Source organism: Nocardia cyriacigeorgica GUH-2, assembly GCF_000284035.1.
Classification (GTDB): Bacteria; Actinomycetota; Actinomycetes; order Mycobacteriales; family Mycobacteriaceae; genus Nocardia; species Nocardia cyriacigeorgica_B.
Window position 1 is genome coordinate 48,321 of record NC_016887.1, and the last position, 15,767, is coordinate 64,087.

Annotated in this window: 10 protein-coding genes; 6 read left to right on the plus strand and 4 right to left on the minus strand. The window is 67.8% G+C overall.

The annotated features are described in order from the left end of the window. Nucleotides 1–89: 89 nt before the first annotated feature. Nucleotides 90–632, minus strand: coding sequence for a TetR/AcrR family transcriptional regulator (locus tag NOCYR_RS00220; protein ID WP_014348344.1), 543 nt, complete (start codon nt 630–632; stop codon nt 90–92). 86 nt (nt 633–718) lie between these two features. Between NOCYR_RS00220 and NOCYR_RS00225 the strand changes: the two genes are divergently transcribed. Then, the gene (locus NOCYR_RS00225) at nt 719–2,245 is read left to right on the plus strand and encodes an MFS transporter (protein WP_014348345.1); all 1,527 of its coding nucleotides are present in this window, start codon (nt 719–721) and stop codon (nt 2,243–2,245) included. A 121-nt stretch (nt 2,246–2,366) separates the two neighbouring features. Here the strand turns inward: NOCYR_RS00225 and NOCYR_RS00230 are convergent, their stop codons facing one another. Further along, complete coding sequence (locus tag NOCYR_RS00230; protein ID WP_048833812.1) at nt 2,367–3,935, minus strand: adenylate/guanylate cyclase domain-containing protein; 1,569 nt, start codon at nt 3,933–3,935, stop codon at nt 2,367–2,369. Between the two features lie 168 nt (nt 3,936–4,103). Beyond that, on the minus strand, nt 4,104–5,960 hold the full coding sequence (locus NOCYR_RS00235; protein WP_014348347.1) for a DUF4407 domain-containing protein: 1,857 nt from the start codon (nt 5,958–5,960) through the stop codon (nt 4,104–4,106). Nucleotides 5,961–7,038: 1,078 nt separating this feature from the next. Here NOCYR_RS00235 and gltB point away from each other — a divergent pair. The 3 genes from gltB (at nt 7,039) to NOCYR_RS00250 (ending at nt 13,494) form a co-directional block, all read left to right on the plus strand. Then, nucleotides 7,039–11,688: a glutamate synthase large subunit gene (gltB, locus tag NOCYR_RS00240; RefSeq protein ID WP_048832469.1), complete on the plus strand. Its 4,650-nt coding sequence runs from the start codon at nt 7,039–7,041 to the stop codon at nt 11,686–11,688. Further along, entirely contained in the window at nt 11,681–13,150 is a 1,470-nt protein-coding gene (locus NOCYR_RS00245; RefSeq protein WP_014348349.1) for a glutamate synthase subunit beta, read from the plus strand. The genes gltB and NOCYR_RS00245 overlap by 8 nt, the downstream gene beginning before the upstream one ends. Nucleotides 13,151–13,257: 107 nt before the next feature. After that, entirely contained in the window at nt 13,258–13,494 is a 237-nt protein-coding gene (locus NOCYR_RS00250) for a FitA-like ribbon-helix-helix domain-containing protein (protein ID WP_048833813.1), read from the plus strand. 73 nt (nt 13,495–13,567) lie between these two features. Here the strand turns inward: NOCYR_RS00250 and NOCYR_RS00255 are convergent, their stop codons facing one another. Continuing rightward, on the minus strand, nt 13,568–14,263 hold the full coding sequence (locus tag NOCYR_RS00255) for a hypothetical protein (protein ID WP_231856006.1): 696 nt from the start codon (nt 14,261–14,263) through the stop codon (nt 13,568–13,570). Between the two features lie 418 nt (nt 14,264–14,681). Here NOCYR_RS00255 and NOCYR_RS00260 point away from each other — a divergent pair, with 418 nt between their 5' ends. Both NOCYR_RS00260 and NOCYR_RS30095 read left to right on the plus strand, forming a co-directional pair. Continuing rightward, on the plus strand, nt 14,682–15,446 hold the full coding sequence (locus NOCYR_RS00260) for a hypothetical protein (protein ID WP_148280484.1): 765 nt from the start codon (nt 14,682–14,684) through the stop codon (nt 15,444–15,446). Next, nucleotides 15,447–15,761, plus strand: a complete 315-nt coding sequence (locus NOCYR_RS30095; protein WP_014348353.1) for a hypothetical protein — start codon at nt 15,447–15,449, stop codon at nt 15,759–15,761. It begins immediately after the preceding gene. The last annotated feature ends 6 nt before the right edge of the window (nt 15,762–15,767 follow it).

Below are 15,767 nucleotides of genomic sequence, written 5' to 3' on the forward strand. Positions count from 1 at the left end.
CCGGCGAGCAGGTATGCGCGAATGGTCCAGCGCGGAAGGCTCCGGTCGAGTGCGGGTGCGCTCTGTCGGCCGGACCGTGTGGCGGGTGATCAGCGCAGCAGGTGCTCCACGACGCGTCGATACCGCTCGGGATCGATCGGCGGCAGGCCCAGCAATGCGCGCAGGTAGATCCCGTCGCCGACCAGCCGCACCAGATCCGCGCGCACCGGATCGTCGATCTCGGCGTCCAGGCCGTCGGACCAGGAGTTCATCATGTCGGCGAGCGCTTGCTGCACGACGTCGGTCTCCGGGCCCGCAGTGGCGTCGACGGTGCGCATGGTGGCCAGCAGCGATCGGTACAGCTCCAGTTCGAGCGCTTCGTCGGTGGATTCGGCGTCCGGAATCTGCAGGTACCACTCGGCCACCGAGCCGCCCGCGGCGACGGAATCGGCGAGCTGGGTGCGGGCCCGCTCGGTGAGCCGGCGGACCAGCCCGGCCAGCAGCGCGTCTTTGCTTTTGAAGTGATAGAGCAGCCCGCCCTTGGATACGCCCGCGGCGGCGGCGACGTTCTCGAGGGTCACCTGGGACATGCCCTTGGTCAGCAGCAGGGTCTCGAGTGCGTCCAGGATGCGGTCGCGGGTGGTCGTTGTCACGGGTTCAACTGTACCGGCCGGACGGTAATGTCTGGTACTGTACCGTCTGGACGGTTTACGACGAGCGACGGAAGTCGAGAAGGATCATGGACATCACCACGGGCGCAGGCCCCGACCTGCGCGCCACCGCGCCCCGCGCCACGACGCGGGACTGGATCGGCCTGGCCGTGCTGGCCCTCGCCCTGCTGCTGCTCGCGGTCGACGCCACCGTGCTCGATATCGCGGTGCCCGCGATCAGCGCCGACCTGGCGCCGAGCACCACTCAGCTGCTGTGGATCATCGACGTCTACTCGTTCGTGCTGGCCGGCCTGCTGGTGGTGATGGGCAACCTCGGCGACCGGATCGGCCGGCGCAAACTGCTGCTGATCGGCGCGGCCGGCTTCGGCCTGGCCTCGCTGCTGGCGGCGTGGGCCGTCAGCCCGGAGATGCTGATCGCCGCGCGCGTGTTGCAGGGTCTCACCGGCGCGACCCTGATGCCGGCCACCCTCGGGCTGATCCGCGCGATGTTCCTGGACCCGCGTCAGCGCACCTTCGCCATCGCGGTCTGGGGTGCGATGGCCGGTGGCGGCGCGGCGGCGGGCCCGCTACTGGGCGGCTGGCTGCTCGAGCACTACTGGTGGGGTTCGGTGTTCCTGGCCAACCTGCCGGTCATGCTGGCGCTGGTCGCGCTGGGGCCGCTGCTGATCCCGGAATCGAAGGACCCGAACCCGGGCCGCTTCGACATCCCGAGCGCGGTGCTGTCGATGCTGGCGCTGGTGCCGTTCGTGTACGCGGTCAAGGAATTCGCGGCGCACGGCGTGAGCGCGGTGCCGATGGTCGCCGGCGTGATCGGTGTGGTGTCGGGCGTGCTGTTCGTGCGCAGGCAGCGCACCCTCGATCAGCCGATGCTCGACCTGCGCCTGTTCGAGCTGCCGAAGTTCCGCACCGCGGTACTGACCAACCTGCTCGCGGTATTCGCGCTGGCCGGTGTGCTGTTCTTCGGTTCGCAGTATCTGCAATTGGTGCTCGGCCGCTCGCCGATGCAGGCCGGACTGCTGTTGCTGCCCGGTCTCGCGGCCAGCGTGGTCGGCTCGCTGCTGGCCGCGGTGCTGGTGCAGCGCTGGCGGCCGACGGCCGTGCTCGGTGGTTCGCTGGCGGTGGCCGCGTTCGGCGCGGCCATGTTCTGCTGGCTGACCGCCGATGCGGCGACAGGCACTCTGCCGTTCGTGCTCGGCTTCGGGCTGATCGGCGCCGGCGTCGGCATCGCGCTGACGGTGTCGTCGGACCTGGTGGTCAGCTCGGCTCCGGTCGAGCGGGCCGGTGCGGCGGCGGCCATCTCGGAGACGGCCTATGAGACGGGCATCGCGCTCGGTGTTGCGCTGCTCGGCAGCCTCGTGATGGCGGTGTTCCGCAACGGCCTCGACCTGTCCGAGCTGCCGTCCGGCGCGGCCGCCGAATCACTGGGCGGCGTGGCGGATCTGGCGCGGCAGCTACCGGAGGCGGCGGGTACCTCGCTGCTGACGTCGGCGCACGAATCGTTCGTCACCGGCATCCATCTGGCCTCGGTCGGTATCGCGGGCGTGCTGCTGGTGGCGGCGGTGCTGGCGTTCCGATCGCGCGCTGCGCGGAGCTGACACGGTCGAGTGGCGCTCGGTCGTCTGGGCGGTGCGCCTGGACGGCTGAGCGCCGGTCGCCATGAGAGACGCACGACCGAGTGGCACGTCCGGTGGAGCGTGCAGTCGGCTCTCGGCGCGCTCACTTCACCCGCGGCCGGGCGAGTTCCGTGCGCTGGGTCCGCCCGCGCAGGGTCACCTGCTCGCCCAGCTTCCACTGCGCCGCTTCCTCGGCGTCGGCGGCGGCGACGGTGCTCGCGGAACTCAGCAGCAGGCCCGCATCCTGTTTGGCGAGTTCACACAGCCGGGCGGCCTCGTTAACCGCATCACCGATGACGGTGAACTCGTAACGCTGATGCGCGCCCACATTGCCGGCCACCACCCGTCCGGCGGCCACGCCGATGGCGGCGGAGAAATCGGAGGTGCGCGCGTCGAGGCGGGCCCGGATGGCGCGGGCACAGGCCAGCGCCGCGCCCGCCGCATCGGGCAGCGGGGCGGGCGCACCGAAAATGGCCAGCGCCGCATCGCCTTCGAACTTGTTGACCAGCCCGCCCTGGCGCTCCACCTCGTCGACCACGATGGCGAAGAACTCGTTGAGGATGGCGACGATCTCGGTGGCGGGGCGGGTCGCGGTGAGCGTGGTGGAGCCGATGATGTCGATGAACAGCGCCGCCGCCTCGCATTCCTGCCCGCCCAGTTGCGGGTTGCTGCCGATCGCGGCGACCGCCACCTCGCGGCCGACGTGCCTGCCGAACAGGTCGCGGATCTGCTCGCGTTCGCGCAGCCCGTGCACCATCCGGTTGAAACCGCTTTGCAGCTCACCCAGTTCGGTGCCGTCGTAGACGGTGACCGCGACGTTCAGGTCGCCGCCCTCCACCTGGCGCAGCGCCCGGCGCACCCCGCGGATCGGCGCCACGGTCGCGGCCGAGGCCTGCATCATCAACAGCATCCCGAAGACCAGGGTCGCGCCGCCCAGGGTCAGCACGCAGACCGCCATGCGTTCGGTGCTGACGTCGAATCCGGTCAGCGACAGCAGCGCCACCACCATCGACAGCGCCACCGGCACGGCCGAACCCAGCAGCCACATCAGCATGGTCCGCCCGAACACGCCGATGCTGTGGACGACCCGTCCGGGCGAGGCGTCGAGTACCCGCGCGGTCACCGTGCGCAGCGCGAACTCCGCGATCAGATAGCTGTTGGCGCACACCACGATCGCGCTGAAACCGATGCCCAGCACGATCTTCGGGATCAACGCCGGATCGGCGAGCCCGTAGACCAGGCTCAGCACCACCGCGCCGCCGAACCACAACCACGCCTGCTGCCACACCAGCCTGCGCGGCACCCGCACCGCCGCGCGCTGTTCGGCCTCGGTGGGCACATGGTCGGGGTCGATCGCCCACCGCAATGTCCGCAGCCCCGCCACCGTCCCCCACAGCAGCCCCACCACCACCGCCAGCGTCGCGTACGGCGGCGCGGCGATCGCGTTGAGCGGCAGCAGCCGCAGCGTGAAGATGGTCGGCCCCGGCAGCACGAACCCGATCAGCACGATCGCCACCGCGATCCCGATCAGATTGGCCCCGATCAACGGAATGGTCAGCAGCAGCTGAATCCGCACCCGCCGAATTCCCGACTTCTCATCGGCGGGCCCCAGCAGCCGTGAGCCCCACGGCTTGGAACCGAAGGCTTCCGGGGTGAGTTCACTGTCGGGCACAAGTGGCAGCGTATGCGCCCGCGCCCGCCCGCCGGGTCCGGCGACGTCATCGCCGGTGAGACCGGACAGCCGCGCCACCCGCCCGTTGTGAGTTCGACCGGACTTCCCCGATGCAACCCGGCGGCGACCCCGGCCGGTCACGGGCCGACTCGGTTCGGCATTCGACGACTAGCGTCCCGGCGGGAGTTCGCGCGGCCCCGAAGATCCGGGCAACTCAGGCGTCTGACGGCCGGGCAGTTCGTCGTGCGCGGCGTGCGGCAGGCCGTAGCCGGTGGCCGAGGCCTGGGGCAGGGCCGAGTAGCGCGGATCGGTGGAGTAGCGCGGGTCGGTGGTGGGGTAGTAGTGCGGGACCTGCGGGTCGACGGCCGCGGCGGCGATGCGCTGGGCGTGCCAGTACTCCGGGGTGCCCGGCGTCAGCTGATAACCGGGCGGCACCTGGTAGCCCAGTTGCGGGGCGGCTTGGGCGGCCGAATCCTCGGAATCCACCGTCACCTTGCGGGTGCGGCGCAGCGTGAAGGTGATCTCCTCGACCTCTTCGAACGCCTGCCGGGCGGTGCGCAGCGGATGGGTCGCGGTGTCGATGGCATTGGCCACGAAGGAGGGGACCAGCGGGCGGATCCAGCGAGCGGCGGTGTCGGTGAACGGCACCTGACCGATCAGCGGCAGCTCCAATCCGCCACGCTCGCCCGCGGGTTCGGCCTTCGCCGGAGCCTTGGCCGGCACCGCGAGCGCGCCCGGCGCCGGGGCGATGGCGTTCGCGCCGACCGGGGCGGGCAGGTTCGTCGGGGCGATCCCGTCGTGCGACACGGTGGGGTCCTTTCGGTCGGCGGCCGGGGCTCCGGCCGGTAGTTCGGCGGTCGCGCCCGCGCCGACGGCCCGGCGCGAGGGTTCGGTGATGCCGATTTCCAGGCCGCCGATGGCGGCGATGACGCGGGTGCGCTGGCGTTCCCGGTCGATGGCGGTATCGGCTTCCACGGCCAGCCGGGCGGCGGTGAGCTGCTGGTCGGCGCGCAGCAGTTCGGCCTCGGTGCGCACCTCGGCCCGCTTTACCGCGATGGCGGCGTCGGCGGTCCGTTCGGCCCGGTCGCGGATGGTGTCGGCGGCCAGCCGCCGGTCCTGTGCGGTCTCCCCGCGCCAGCGCCGCAGCAGCAGTGGCAGCAGCGCGAGCAGCACGAACGCGATGATCGTGAGCAGTCGCAGCAGCAGCGGCCCGAGATGGCCGGTGGTGTAGTCGTGCATGGCGACCCAGCGCGCGCCCAACCCACGGTCGGCGTCGGCGAGGGCGGTGGCTTCGGCGTCGTCCACGCGCACCCGCGCGTCGGTGACGGCCTGGTCCAGCGGCGCGATCCGGGCCAGCGCGGCGGCATGCCGGTCGCGGGCGTCGGCCAGCATGTCGTCGGCGGTCTGTGATTCCGGCCCGCGTCCGGGCACCCCGGTGATCCGGGTCTGCGGGCATTCCGGCGTCGGGTTGTATTCGCAGCGCGCGGTGATCAGGGCCTTGTCGATATCGGCCTGGGCCTGCGCGATCGTCTGGTCCAGCCGCGTGCGGTCGTCGCGGGCCCGGTCCAGATCGGCGCGGGCATCGCGCACCGCCGGGACCGACGCCGCCGAGGCCGCGCCGCGTTCGTCCAGCATCCGGTCGACGGTGCCGCCGAACAACAGCGTCGAGGCGAGTTCGGCCAGCAGCACCCCGGTCACCGCCGCGACGGCCACCCGCCCGATCGAGCCGCGCCGGTCGGCGATCGCGCCCTCGCGCCGCAGCACCGATTCCGGGTCGACCGTGGCCAGCGCCTTGCCGACCGTCCCCGCCAGGACCGCGACGACCACCGCCGCCGCGACCACGCCGGCCACAGACCAGCCCGCAGCCGCCCCGGCCACCGCTGCGACGACTCCGGCCACCACGGCGAACAGCACGACGGCGGCTCCGGTCAGCGCGTAGGCACTGCGTTCCGGGTTGTTTTCGATATCAGGCCGGGCGCCGGACCGATCCCCGCCGAGCCAGGTGAGCATGCCGATGACGGTCATGGGATTCCCACATCCTCTACGTCCGAGTCCTTGTCGCGCTCGGCCCCGATCTCGTGCGCCGGGGCGGTCCGCGCCTGCTCTGGCGGGCGCCCGCGCGTGGCGAAAGTGTCACGGATTCGTTGTCACAGCGTGACAGGCGATCTGCCGATCCACCGAGCGTGGAGCCGGTGATGTGGTCAGCCTCACAAACAGGCCGGGGGCGGTCGTCCGGTGCCGTCCGGGTCCTGACCCGCGGCACCGGACGGATTCGATGCCGCAGGTAGTGGCCCCTGTGCCGAAGACCGCGCTGCCGCAACGGGATCCGGATCCCGCCCGCCGGTGCGGTATCGCGCGCCCGGGTGTGTCGAAAACCACTCCCGCCCGGTTAGCTACAAGTGTGCTGAAGCGCACATCGGACAAAACAGCCCGGACGGTCGGATCATGTTCTGTGCTCGTCACAACCCTGTCGGAAATATCTCACCGGCCGCCGAGCCGGTTAGCCGCACCACGATTGGTTTGCCCGGCTCCGGCGCGGGGAAATCTGCTTCGATGCAGGTGAAAGCGGGTGTTCGAGCGCAACGGGGCGTTCGCTCATCCACCGGGAAGCCCCCTGACAACCCCTCCGACCTGCGCGGAACGGGATCGATCAGTGCCCGGATGCTGCTTTACACTGGACGACGCGCACACGTGGAGGACCTGAATGGAGAAGCCCAGCTAGACCTGGTTATTAGCCGAACCTAAGTTGGTTGGGCTCAGGTCCTGACTTATCGTTTGCTCTTACGCCGGACACAGAACGTTCGGTACCCGAGCGCCCGCACGGACACCCTGATCCGGTGCCGAGGGTAGCGGGCACAACCCCGCGCGGCGGTAAGGAACACGTAAGCGTTCCGTTACCACCGAGCACCCCTACTGCATAACAGGAGCGGGTGGACAACTAGAGACGTGACTGCACCCAGCGGCGAGTGCCGCGAATCGGATACCGGGAACCATCAGCGCGGCTGGCTTCCCGAAGGTACCGGCGCAGTCTTGACGGAGGCGTTCGACAGGCCGTCTTCGACGGCCGCCCGAATCGAGGGCCGACTTTCTTGAAGGCAGAGGCATGACGCAACTTCCTGGCCACAGGTCACCTGGACCCATCGGTCTCTACGACCCGGCGAACGAGCACGACGCGTGTGGCGTCGCATTCGTCGTGGACATGCACGGCCGCCGCAGCCGTGACATCGTCGACAAGGCCATCACCGCCTTGTTGAACCTGGAGCACCGTGGTGCCGCGGGCGCCGAGCCCAACAGTGGTGACGGCGCAGGCATCCTGATCCAGGTGCCGGACCGGTTCTTCCGTGCCGTGGTCGACTTCGAGCTGCCGCCGGAGGGCTCCTACGCCACCGGTATCGCCTTCCTGCCGCAGGCCCGCCGCGAAGCCGCCGTCGCCGCGTACGGCGTGGACAAGATCGTCAAGGAAGAGGGCCTTGCCGTCCTCGGCTGGCGTGAGGTCCCGATCGACGAGTCCTCGCTCGGCGCGCTCTCGCGCGATGCCATGCCGACCTTCCGCCAGATCTTCATCGGTTCCCCCGCCGGCGGCGAGCAGCTGTCCGGGATGGACCTGGAGCGGCGCGCCTACGTCATCCGCAAGCGGGTCGAGCGCGAGCTCGGCAAGGCCGGCGCCGGTGAGGGCGCGGTCGGCCGCGAGTCGGTGTACTTCCCGAGCCTGTCCGGCCAGACCTTCGTCTACAAGGGCATGTTCACCACCCCGCAGCTGCGGGCGTTCTACCTCGACCTGCAGGACGACCGGGTGGAGTCGGCGCTGGGCATCGTGCACTCGCGCTTTTCCACCAACACCTTCCCGTCCTGGCCGCTGGCGCACCCGTTCCGCCGGGTCGCCCACAACGGTGAGATCAACACCGTCAGCGGTAACGAGAACTGGATGCGCGCGCGTGAGGCGCTGCTGCGCTCCGACGTCTTCGGTACCGACTCCGCGGGCAAGAACCGGCTGGAGAAGATCTTCCCGGTCTGCACCCCCGGCGCCAGCGACACCGCCCGCTTCGACGAGGTGCTCGAACTGCTGCACCTGGGTGGGCGCAGCCTGCCGCACGCGGTCCTGATGATGATTCCCGAGGCCTGGGAACGCAACGAGACCATGGACGCCAAGCGGCGCGCCTTCTACGAGTACCACTCGATGCTGATGGAGCCGTGGGACGGCCCGGCCTCGGTGTGTTTCTCCGACGGCACTGTCATCGGTGCGGTGCTCGACCGCAACGGCCTGCGCCCCAGCCGCATCTGGGTCACCGACGACGGCCTGGTCGTCATGGCCTCCGAGGTCGGCGTGCTCGACATCGATCCGGCCAAGGTGATCAAGAAGGTCCGCCTGCAGCCGGGCCGCATGTTCCTGGTCGACACCGCCCAGGGCCGCATCGTCGGCGACGACGAGCTCAAGGATCAGCTCGCCTCCGAGCACCCGTACCAGGAGTGGCTGGACGCGGGCGTGAGCCGGCTGGCCGATCTGCCCGACCGCCCGCACGTGCACATGTCGCACGACCGGGTGCTGATCCGGCAGCAGATCTTCGGCTACACCACCGAGGAACTGAACCTGCTGATCGCGCCGATGGCCAAGACCGGTGGTGAGGCGCTCGGTTCGATGGGCACCGACACCCCGATCGCGGTGCTGTCGAGCCGGTCGCGGCTGCTGTTCGACTACTTCTCCCAGCTGTTCGCGCAGGTCACCAACCCGCCGCTGGACGCGATCCGGGAAGAGGTCGTCACCAGCCTCAAGCGCAACATCGGTCCCGAGGCCGACCTGCTGCATCCGGGTCCGGATTCCTGTAAGCAGATCGCCATCGAGCAGCCGATCCTGGACAACGACGAGCTGGCCAAGCTCGTGCACATCAACGACGACGGCTCGCACCCCGACCTGCGTTCGGTGGTCGTGCGCGGTCTGTACCCGGTCGCCGAGGGCGGCGAGGGGCTGCGCAAGGCGCTGGCCGCCATCAACACCCAGGTCTCGGCCGCGATCGACGGCGGCGCGCGCATCATCGTGCTGTCCGACCGCGAGTCCAACGAGAAGCTGGCGCCGATCCCGTCGCTGCTGCTCACCTCCTCGGTGCATCACCACCTGGTCCGCGAGCGCACCCGCACCATGGTCGGGCTGGTCGTGGAGGCCGGTGACGCCCGCGAGGTGCATCACATGGCGATGCTCGTCGGCTTCGGCGCGGCGGCCATCAACCCGTACATGGCCTTCGAGTCCATCGAGGACATGCTCGAGCGCGGCGCCCTCGAGGTGCCCGGCAGCACCGGCGATCACGCCGCCGATTTCCGCAAGGCCGTGGCCAACTACAACAAGGCCGCCAGCAAGGGTGTGCTGAAGGTGATGTCCAAGATGGGCATCTCCACCCTGGCCTCCTACAACGGCGCCCAGCTGTTCCAGGTCATCGGCCTGGACCAGGGTCTGGTCGACGAGTACTTCACCGGGCTGCGCTCGCACCTGGGCGGTATCGGCCTCGACGACATCGCCGACGAGGTCGCGGCCCGGCACCGGATCGCGTTCCTGGAGAACCGCACCGAGCGCGCGCACCGCGAGCTCGAGGTGGGCGGTGAGTACCAGTGGCGGCGCGAGGGTGAGTACCACCTGTTCAACCCGGACACCGTGTTCAAGCTGCAGCACTCCACCCGCACCGGGCAGTACTCGATCTTCAAGGAGTACACCAAGCTGGTCGACGACCAGTCCGAGCGGCTGGCCTCGCTGCGCGGCCTGTTCAAGTTCAAGTCCGGTGAGCGCGCGCCGATCTCGATCGACGAGGTCGAGCCGGCCAGCGAGATCGTCAAGCGGTTCTCCACCGGCGCGATGAGCTACGGCTCCATCTCCGCCGAATCGCACGAGACCCTCGCCATCGCGATGAACCGGCTCGGTGGCCGCTCCAACTCCGGTGAGGGCGGCGAGCATCCGGCTCGCTTCGAGGTGGAGGAGAACGGCGACTGGCGCCGCAGCGCGATCAAGCAGGTCGCCTCGGGTCGCTTCGGTGTCACCGCGCACTACCTGAGCAACTGCACCGACATCCAGATCAAGATGGCCCAGGGTGCCAAGCCCGGTGAGGGCGGTCAGCTGCCCGCGCACAAGGTGTACCCGTGGGTCGCCGAGGTGCGGCATTCGACGCCGGGCGTCGGCTTGATCTCGCCGCCGCCGCACCACGACATCTACTCGATCGAGGATCTGGCCCAGCTGATCCACGACCTGAAGAACGCGAACCCGCAGGCGCGGATTCACGTGAAACTCGTCGCGGAGCCTGGCGTCGGCACCGTCGCCGCGGGTGTGTCCAAGGCGCACGCCGACGTGGTGCTGATCTCCGGCCACGACGGTGGTACCGGTGCCTCGCCGCTGACCTCGCTCAAGCACGCGGGCGGTCCCTGGGAGCTCGGCCTGGCCGAGACCCAGCAGACGCTGCTGCTCAACGGTCTGCGCGACCGCATCGTGGTGCAGGTCGACGGCCAGATGAAGACCGGCCGCGACGTGATGATCGCCGCGCTGCTCGGCGCCGAGGAGTACGGCTTCGCCACCGCGCCGCTGGTGGTCTCCGGCTGCATCATGATGCGGGTGTGCCACCTCGACACCTGCCCCGTCGGTGTGGCCACGCAGAACCCGATCCTGCGTCAGCGCTTCACCGGTAAGCCCGAATTCGTCGAGAACTTCTTCATGTTCATCGCCGAAGAAGTGCGCGAACTGCTCGCCTCGCTGGGCTTCCGCACCCTGGACGAGGCCATCGGCCGGGTCGACCTGCTCGACACCAGCAAGGCCAAGCAGCACTGGAAGGCCAGCAAGCTGGACCTGTCGCCGATCCTCGACGACGTCGAGACCGCGTTCATGTACCAGGACCGCCGCTGCACCAAGACCCAGGACCACGGGCTGGACAAGGCGCTGGACAACGAGCTCATCGCCCAGTCGGCCGATGCGCTCGAGCGCGGCAAGCCGGTCAAGTTCGAAACCAAGATCACCAACGTCAACCGGACGGTCGGCACCATGCTCGGCCACGAGGTGACCAAGCTCTACGGTGGCGCCGGCCTGCCCGACGACACCATCGACATCACCTTCACCGGTTCGGCGGGCAACAGCTTCGGCGCGTTCGTCCCGGCCGGTATCACCCTGCGGGTGCAGGGCGATGCCAACGACTACGTCGGCAAGGGCCTGTCCGGCGGCCACATCGTGGTCCGCCCTGCGCCCACCGCGCCGCCGGAGTTCGTGGCCGAGGAGAACATCATCGCGGGCAACGTGATCCTGTTCGGCGCCACCAGCGGCCAGGCGTTCATCAACGGCATCGTCGGTGAGCGGTTCGCGGTGCGCAACTCGGGTGCCACCGCGGTGGTCGAGGGCGTCGGCGACCACGGTTGTGAGTACATGACCGGCGGTAAGGTCGTCATCCTCGGTGAGACCGGCCGCAACTTCGGCGCCGGCATGTCGGGTGGTGTGGCGTTCGTCTACAACCCGAACGGCACCTTCGAAGCGAAGGTGAACCCGGACCAGGCCGATGCGATCGAGCCGCTGTCCGGCGACGACTTCACCTGGCTGCGCGACATCATCACGCAGCACCGCGATCAGACCGGATCGGCTGTGGCCGAACGCATTCTGAGTGACTGGTCGCAGCAGGTGAACCACTTTGTGAAGGTTATGCCACGCGAATACAAGAAGGTGCTGCTCGCTATCTCCGAGGCTGAGAAGAGCGGCAAGGACGTGGACGAGGCAATTATGGAGGCTGCTCGTGGGTGACGCGCAGGGATTTTTGAAGCACACCTCGCGTGAGCTGCCCAAGCGGCGTCCGGTGCCGCTGCGGCTGATGGACTGGAAAGAGGTCTACGAGGAGAACTTCTCCCACCAGACCCTCCAGCGTCAGGCCAGCCGGTGCATGGACTGCGGTATTCCGTTCTGTCACAACGGTTGTCCGCTGGGCAACCTGATTCCGGAATGGAACGACCTGGTCTACAAGGACCGCTGGCGCGACGGCATCGACCGGCTGCACGCGACCAACAACTTCCCGGAATTCACCGGGCGGTTGTGCCCGGCGCCGTGTGAGGCGTCGTGCGTGCTCGGGATCAACCAGGACCCGGTGACCATCAAGCAGGTCGAGGTCGAGATCATCGAGAACGCCTTCGACGAGGGCTGGGTCGCCCCGGTGTACCCGACCCGGCTCACCGGTAAGAAGGTCGCCGTCGTCGGTTCCGGCCCGGCCGGCCTGGCCGCCGCCCAGCAGCTGACCCGCGCCGGTCACACCGTGACCGTGTTCGAGCGGGCCGACCGCATCGGTGGTCTGCTGCGCTACGGCATCCCGGAATTCAAGATGGAGAAGCGCTTCATCGACCGCCGCCTGGCGCAGATGGAAGCCGAAGGCACCATCTTCAAGACCGGGGTGAATGTCGGTGTCGACATCACCGCCGACGAACTGCGCGAGCGGTTCGACGCGATCGTGCTGGCCGGCGGCGCCACCCAGGCCCGTGACCTGCCGATCCCCGGCCGTGAACTCGACGGCATCCACCAGGCGATGGAGTTCCTGCCCTGGGCCAACCGGGTACAGCACGGCGATCCGGTCACCGACGCCGAAGGCCTGCCGCCGATCCACGCGCGCGGCAAGAAGGTCGTCATCATCGGCGGTGGCGACACCGGCGCCGACTGCCTCGGCACCTCGCACCGTCAGGGCGCCGAAAGCGTGCACCAGTTCGAGATCATGCCGCGTCCGCCGGAGGAGCGCGCCAGCTCCACCCCGTGGCCGACCTACCCGCTCATGTACCGGGTGTCCTCGGCGCACGAAGAGGGCGGCGAGCGGGTGTTCTCGGTGAACACCGAACGTTTCGTCGGCAAGAACGGCAAGGTCACCGGCCTCGAGGCGCATGAGGTCAAGATGGTCAACGGCCGTTTCGAGAAGGTCGAAGGCACCGACTTCACCCTCGAAGCCGACCTGGTGCTGCTGGCCATGGGCTTCGTCGGCCCCGAGAAGCCGGGCCTGCTCACCGACCTCGGCGTCGGCTACGACCAGCGCGGCAACGTCCAGCGCGACAAGAACTGGGCCACCAACATCCCCGGCGTCTACGTCGCCGGCGATATGGGCCGCGGCCAGTCGCTGATCGTGTGGGCCATCGCCGAAGGCCGCGCCGCCGCGTCCGCGGTGGACAAGTTCCTGGAGGGGGAGACCGCCCTCCCGGCGCCCATCACCCCGACGATGGTCGCCCAGCGCTGAGCTGATCAACCCGAAAGGCGTTGCACCGGAGCTATTCCGGTGCAACGCCTTTTGTCGTATCTGTACATCGTTGCCAGCACGATGTGCTCGCCCGCACACTGTTCGCCATGTCCATGTCGATCCAGATCTACGACGTTCCGGAGCCGGTCTACGACGCGATCGCCGCGCGTGCGGCCGCCCGCGGCCAGTCGATGCAGGACTACTTGCGAGCATTGCTAGAGCGCGAATTCCGCGCGCGCCGAAACGACGATGCATGGGAGACGATGACCGGCCACCGCAGCCTTGGCGTCGATGCGCACGAGATAACCGCGCAGATCCGTGCCGGGCGCGACAGCGCCGAGTAGCCCTCCTTGGAAGCGCAAAGGGTGCGCAGGCGACTTCCGCCTGCGCACCCCTTTATGGTGCTACCTGCTCAGATCAGGGCTGGCCGGTGGCGAAGGCGATCAGCGCGTCCAGGAACGGCTGGCCACCCATCACGTATCCGCCGATCACCGCACCCGCCGGAATGGTGATGATCCACAGGAACGGGACGAAGCAGCCGATCAGAGCGCCGATGGCGATGCCGGGCAGGTTCTTGTTGACCTGCTCCATGAGCCGGTCGTAGGAGCTGATGTCCTTCAGCTCCGCGACGTCCTTCAGCTTCGCGCTGTCCTCGGGCGTCATCGTGGCGGCCAGCGTCACGCTGCGGCCGTCCGCGCTGATCTCCTCGTCGACCGTGATCGGCAGCCCGGCGACCTCCGAACGCAGCGCCACCTGATCGACGGTCGCGCCGGAGTCCGACTTCAGCACCACGGCAGAACCATCCGAGGTCAGCTCGAACTTGCCGCTGTCGACCGACCAGGTGATGGTCTTGTCAGCAGGAGAAACGGTGGTGTTGTAGTTGATTCCGCTCACAACACCGGAAGTCGCGTCCCCCGAAGTCACCACGGCCGGATCATTCGCCACAGCGGGCTGACCATTGGCGGTAGCCGCGGTAATCCCCACCGCGGTGACAGCCATGAAAACGGCAGCAGTGATCTTTCCGAACTTCATTCTTTGAATTCCCTCCGCTTTGTCCGATCCCCTTGAACGGACACCCAGTGACCTTATCGTGTGTAATTCGTTGTGTTGCAAGTGGGTTGGGATATCAGCGAATCGGCTGATTGCTGACTACCCGTGATCGTGCGACGATTCTGGACCTGCTGATCGAATCACCAGCGGTTACAGCGCAATTCACGGATTCGCCCGGAGTGTGCTGGTATCCGTCGCTCGGGGCTGCCCGACGGGGAGATCGTGGGCGATGGATTACGAGTTCCGGTACCCCAGCGTCGCGGGCGCATCCTGACCGGATGCGACGACATCACGTCGAGGAGTCGCGAGAGGCGCAACGACCGCGAGCCCTGCTCAGGTTGACAAATCACCCTAATCTCGCGAGGGTGATGTGCGACGTTGTGGCAGCGGGCGGTCGAAGAGGTATGCGCGGGGGATGGATGCAGATTCCAGACGATGAGGTCCGGCGCCTAGTCGGCCGCAATTCTCGTGAGGTCCGGTGATGGCAGTCCAAGGTTTTTACAATCATTATGACGATCCAGATGAGTTCTGGGATGAAGAGCCGCTCCAACCACTCGACCGCTCGCCCAGAGATCCTGGTTCCGCAGCGATTTCGCTAACTCCGGTGGCAGCGCCGACTCCGGCGTCGAACCCAACTCCCAAACCACCGCGTGATGCGATGTCGCCCGGGTCTTCCTTCGTCACAATGCATCTCGACAACGGATTGCTCCCGGTCCGCGTGGAGCTCAGCCGCCAGTGGAGTCGCTATGTGGAGCCGCAAGATTCCGGGCTCGAGTTGATGCGTGCCTATCAGAACGCAATCGCCCAGCGGATAGCAGAACGATGCGCTACGTCGAGGACTATTCCGACATTGCAGTCCATCTCTGACGGCGCGGTTCCGCCGAGAAGGACCATGCTGATGGTGTTGCTGGAGACCGATAGCTGGGAACAGTACCAGGCGACGACCAGTGCATTGGTGGGCAGAGCCGAGTATCGGGCACACAGCAACGCAATGATCTACGGTGAGCCGGCCGTAGTAATCACCGCCGATAGAGTCCGTCTGGCATCCATCACAGTCCGGCAAGACTGGGCACAGCGGGTCATGCCCGAAGATATCGCCGACCAGATCTTGTGGTGCGCCGAGCAGATTCGTTCTATGCGTCCCAACCTGCGAGCTACCAAAGATTACTCCAGGTACTCCGATGAGGATCTCGAATTCAATCTCGCGCGACACAGTCAGCGACTGTTCGAAGACAGGATCATCTAGATGGCGACACCAAGTTCCGATCAAATTTATGCCGCTCTGGAACAGATGCGGGCTACCGCCAATTTGTGGGAAGTGGCAGCGTCGCACCTTGACAGCGCACTTTCCAAGACTGAGCTGGTGAAGTTCACGAATATTGAGGCAGGCGTTTTCGCTCTATCGTACAACAAGTATTCTCCGACGCCTACGTATGTGGGCGACCGAGCGCGGGAAGGCGCTGCGGCATGCCGGGAAGTCGCGGCGACTCTTCGAGACGTCGCAAATGTTTACGAAGAGGAAGACCGTCGCGGTGAGCACGCACTGCGCGGACTTTACTGACTAAGG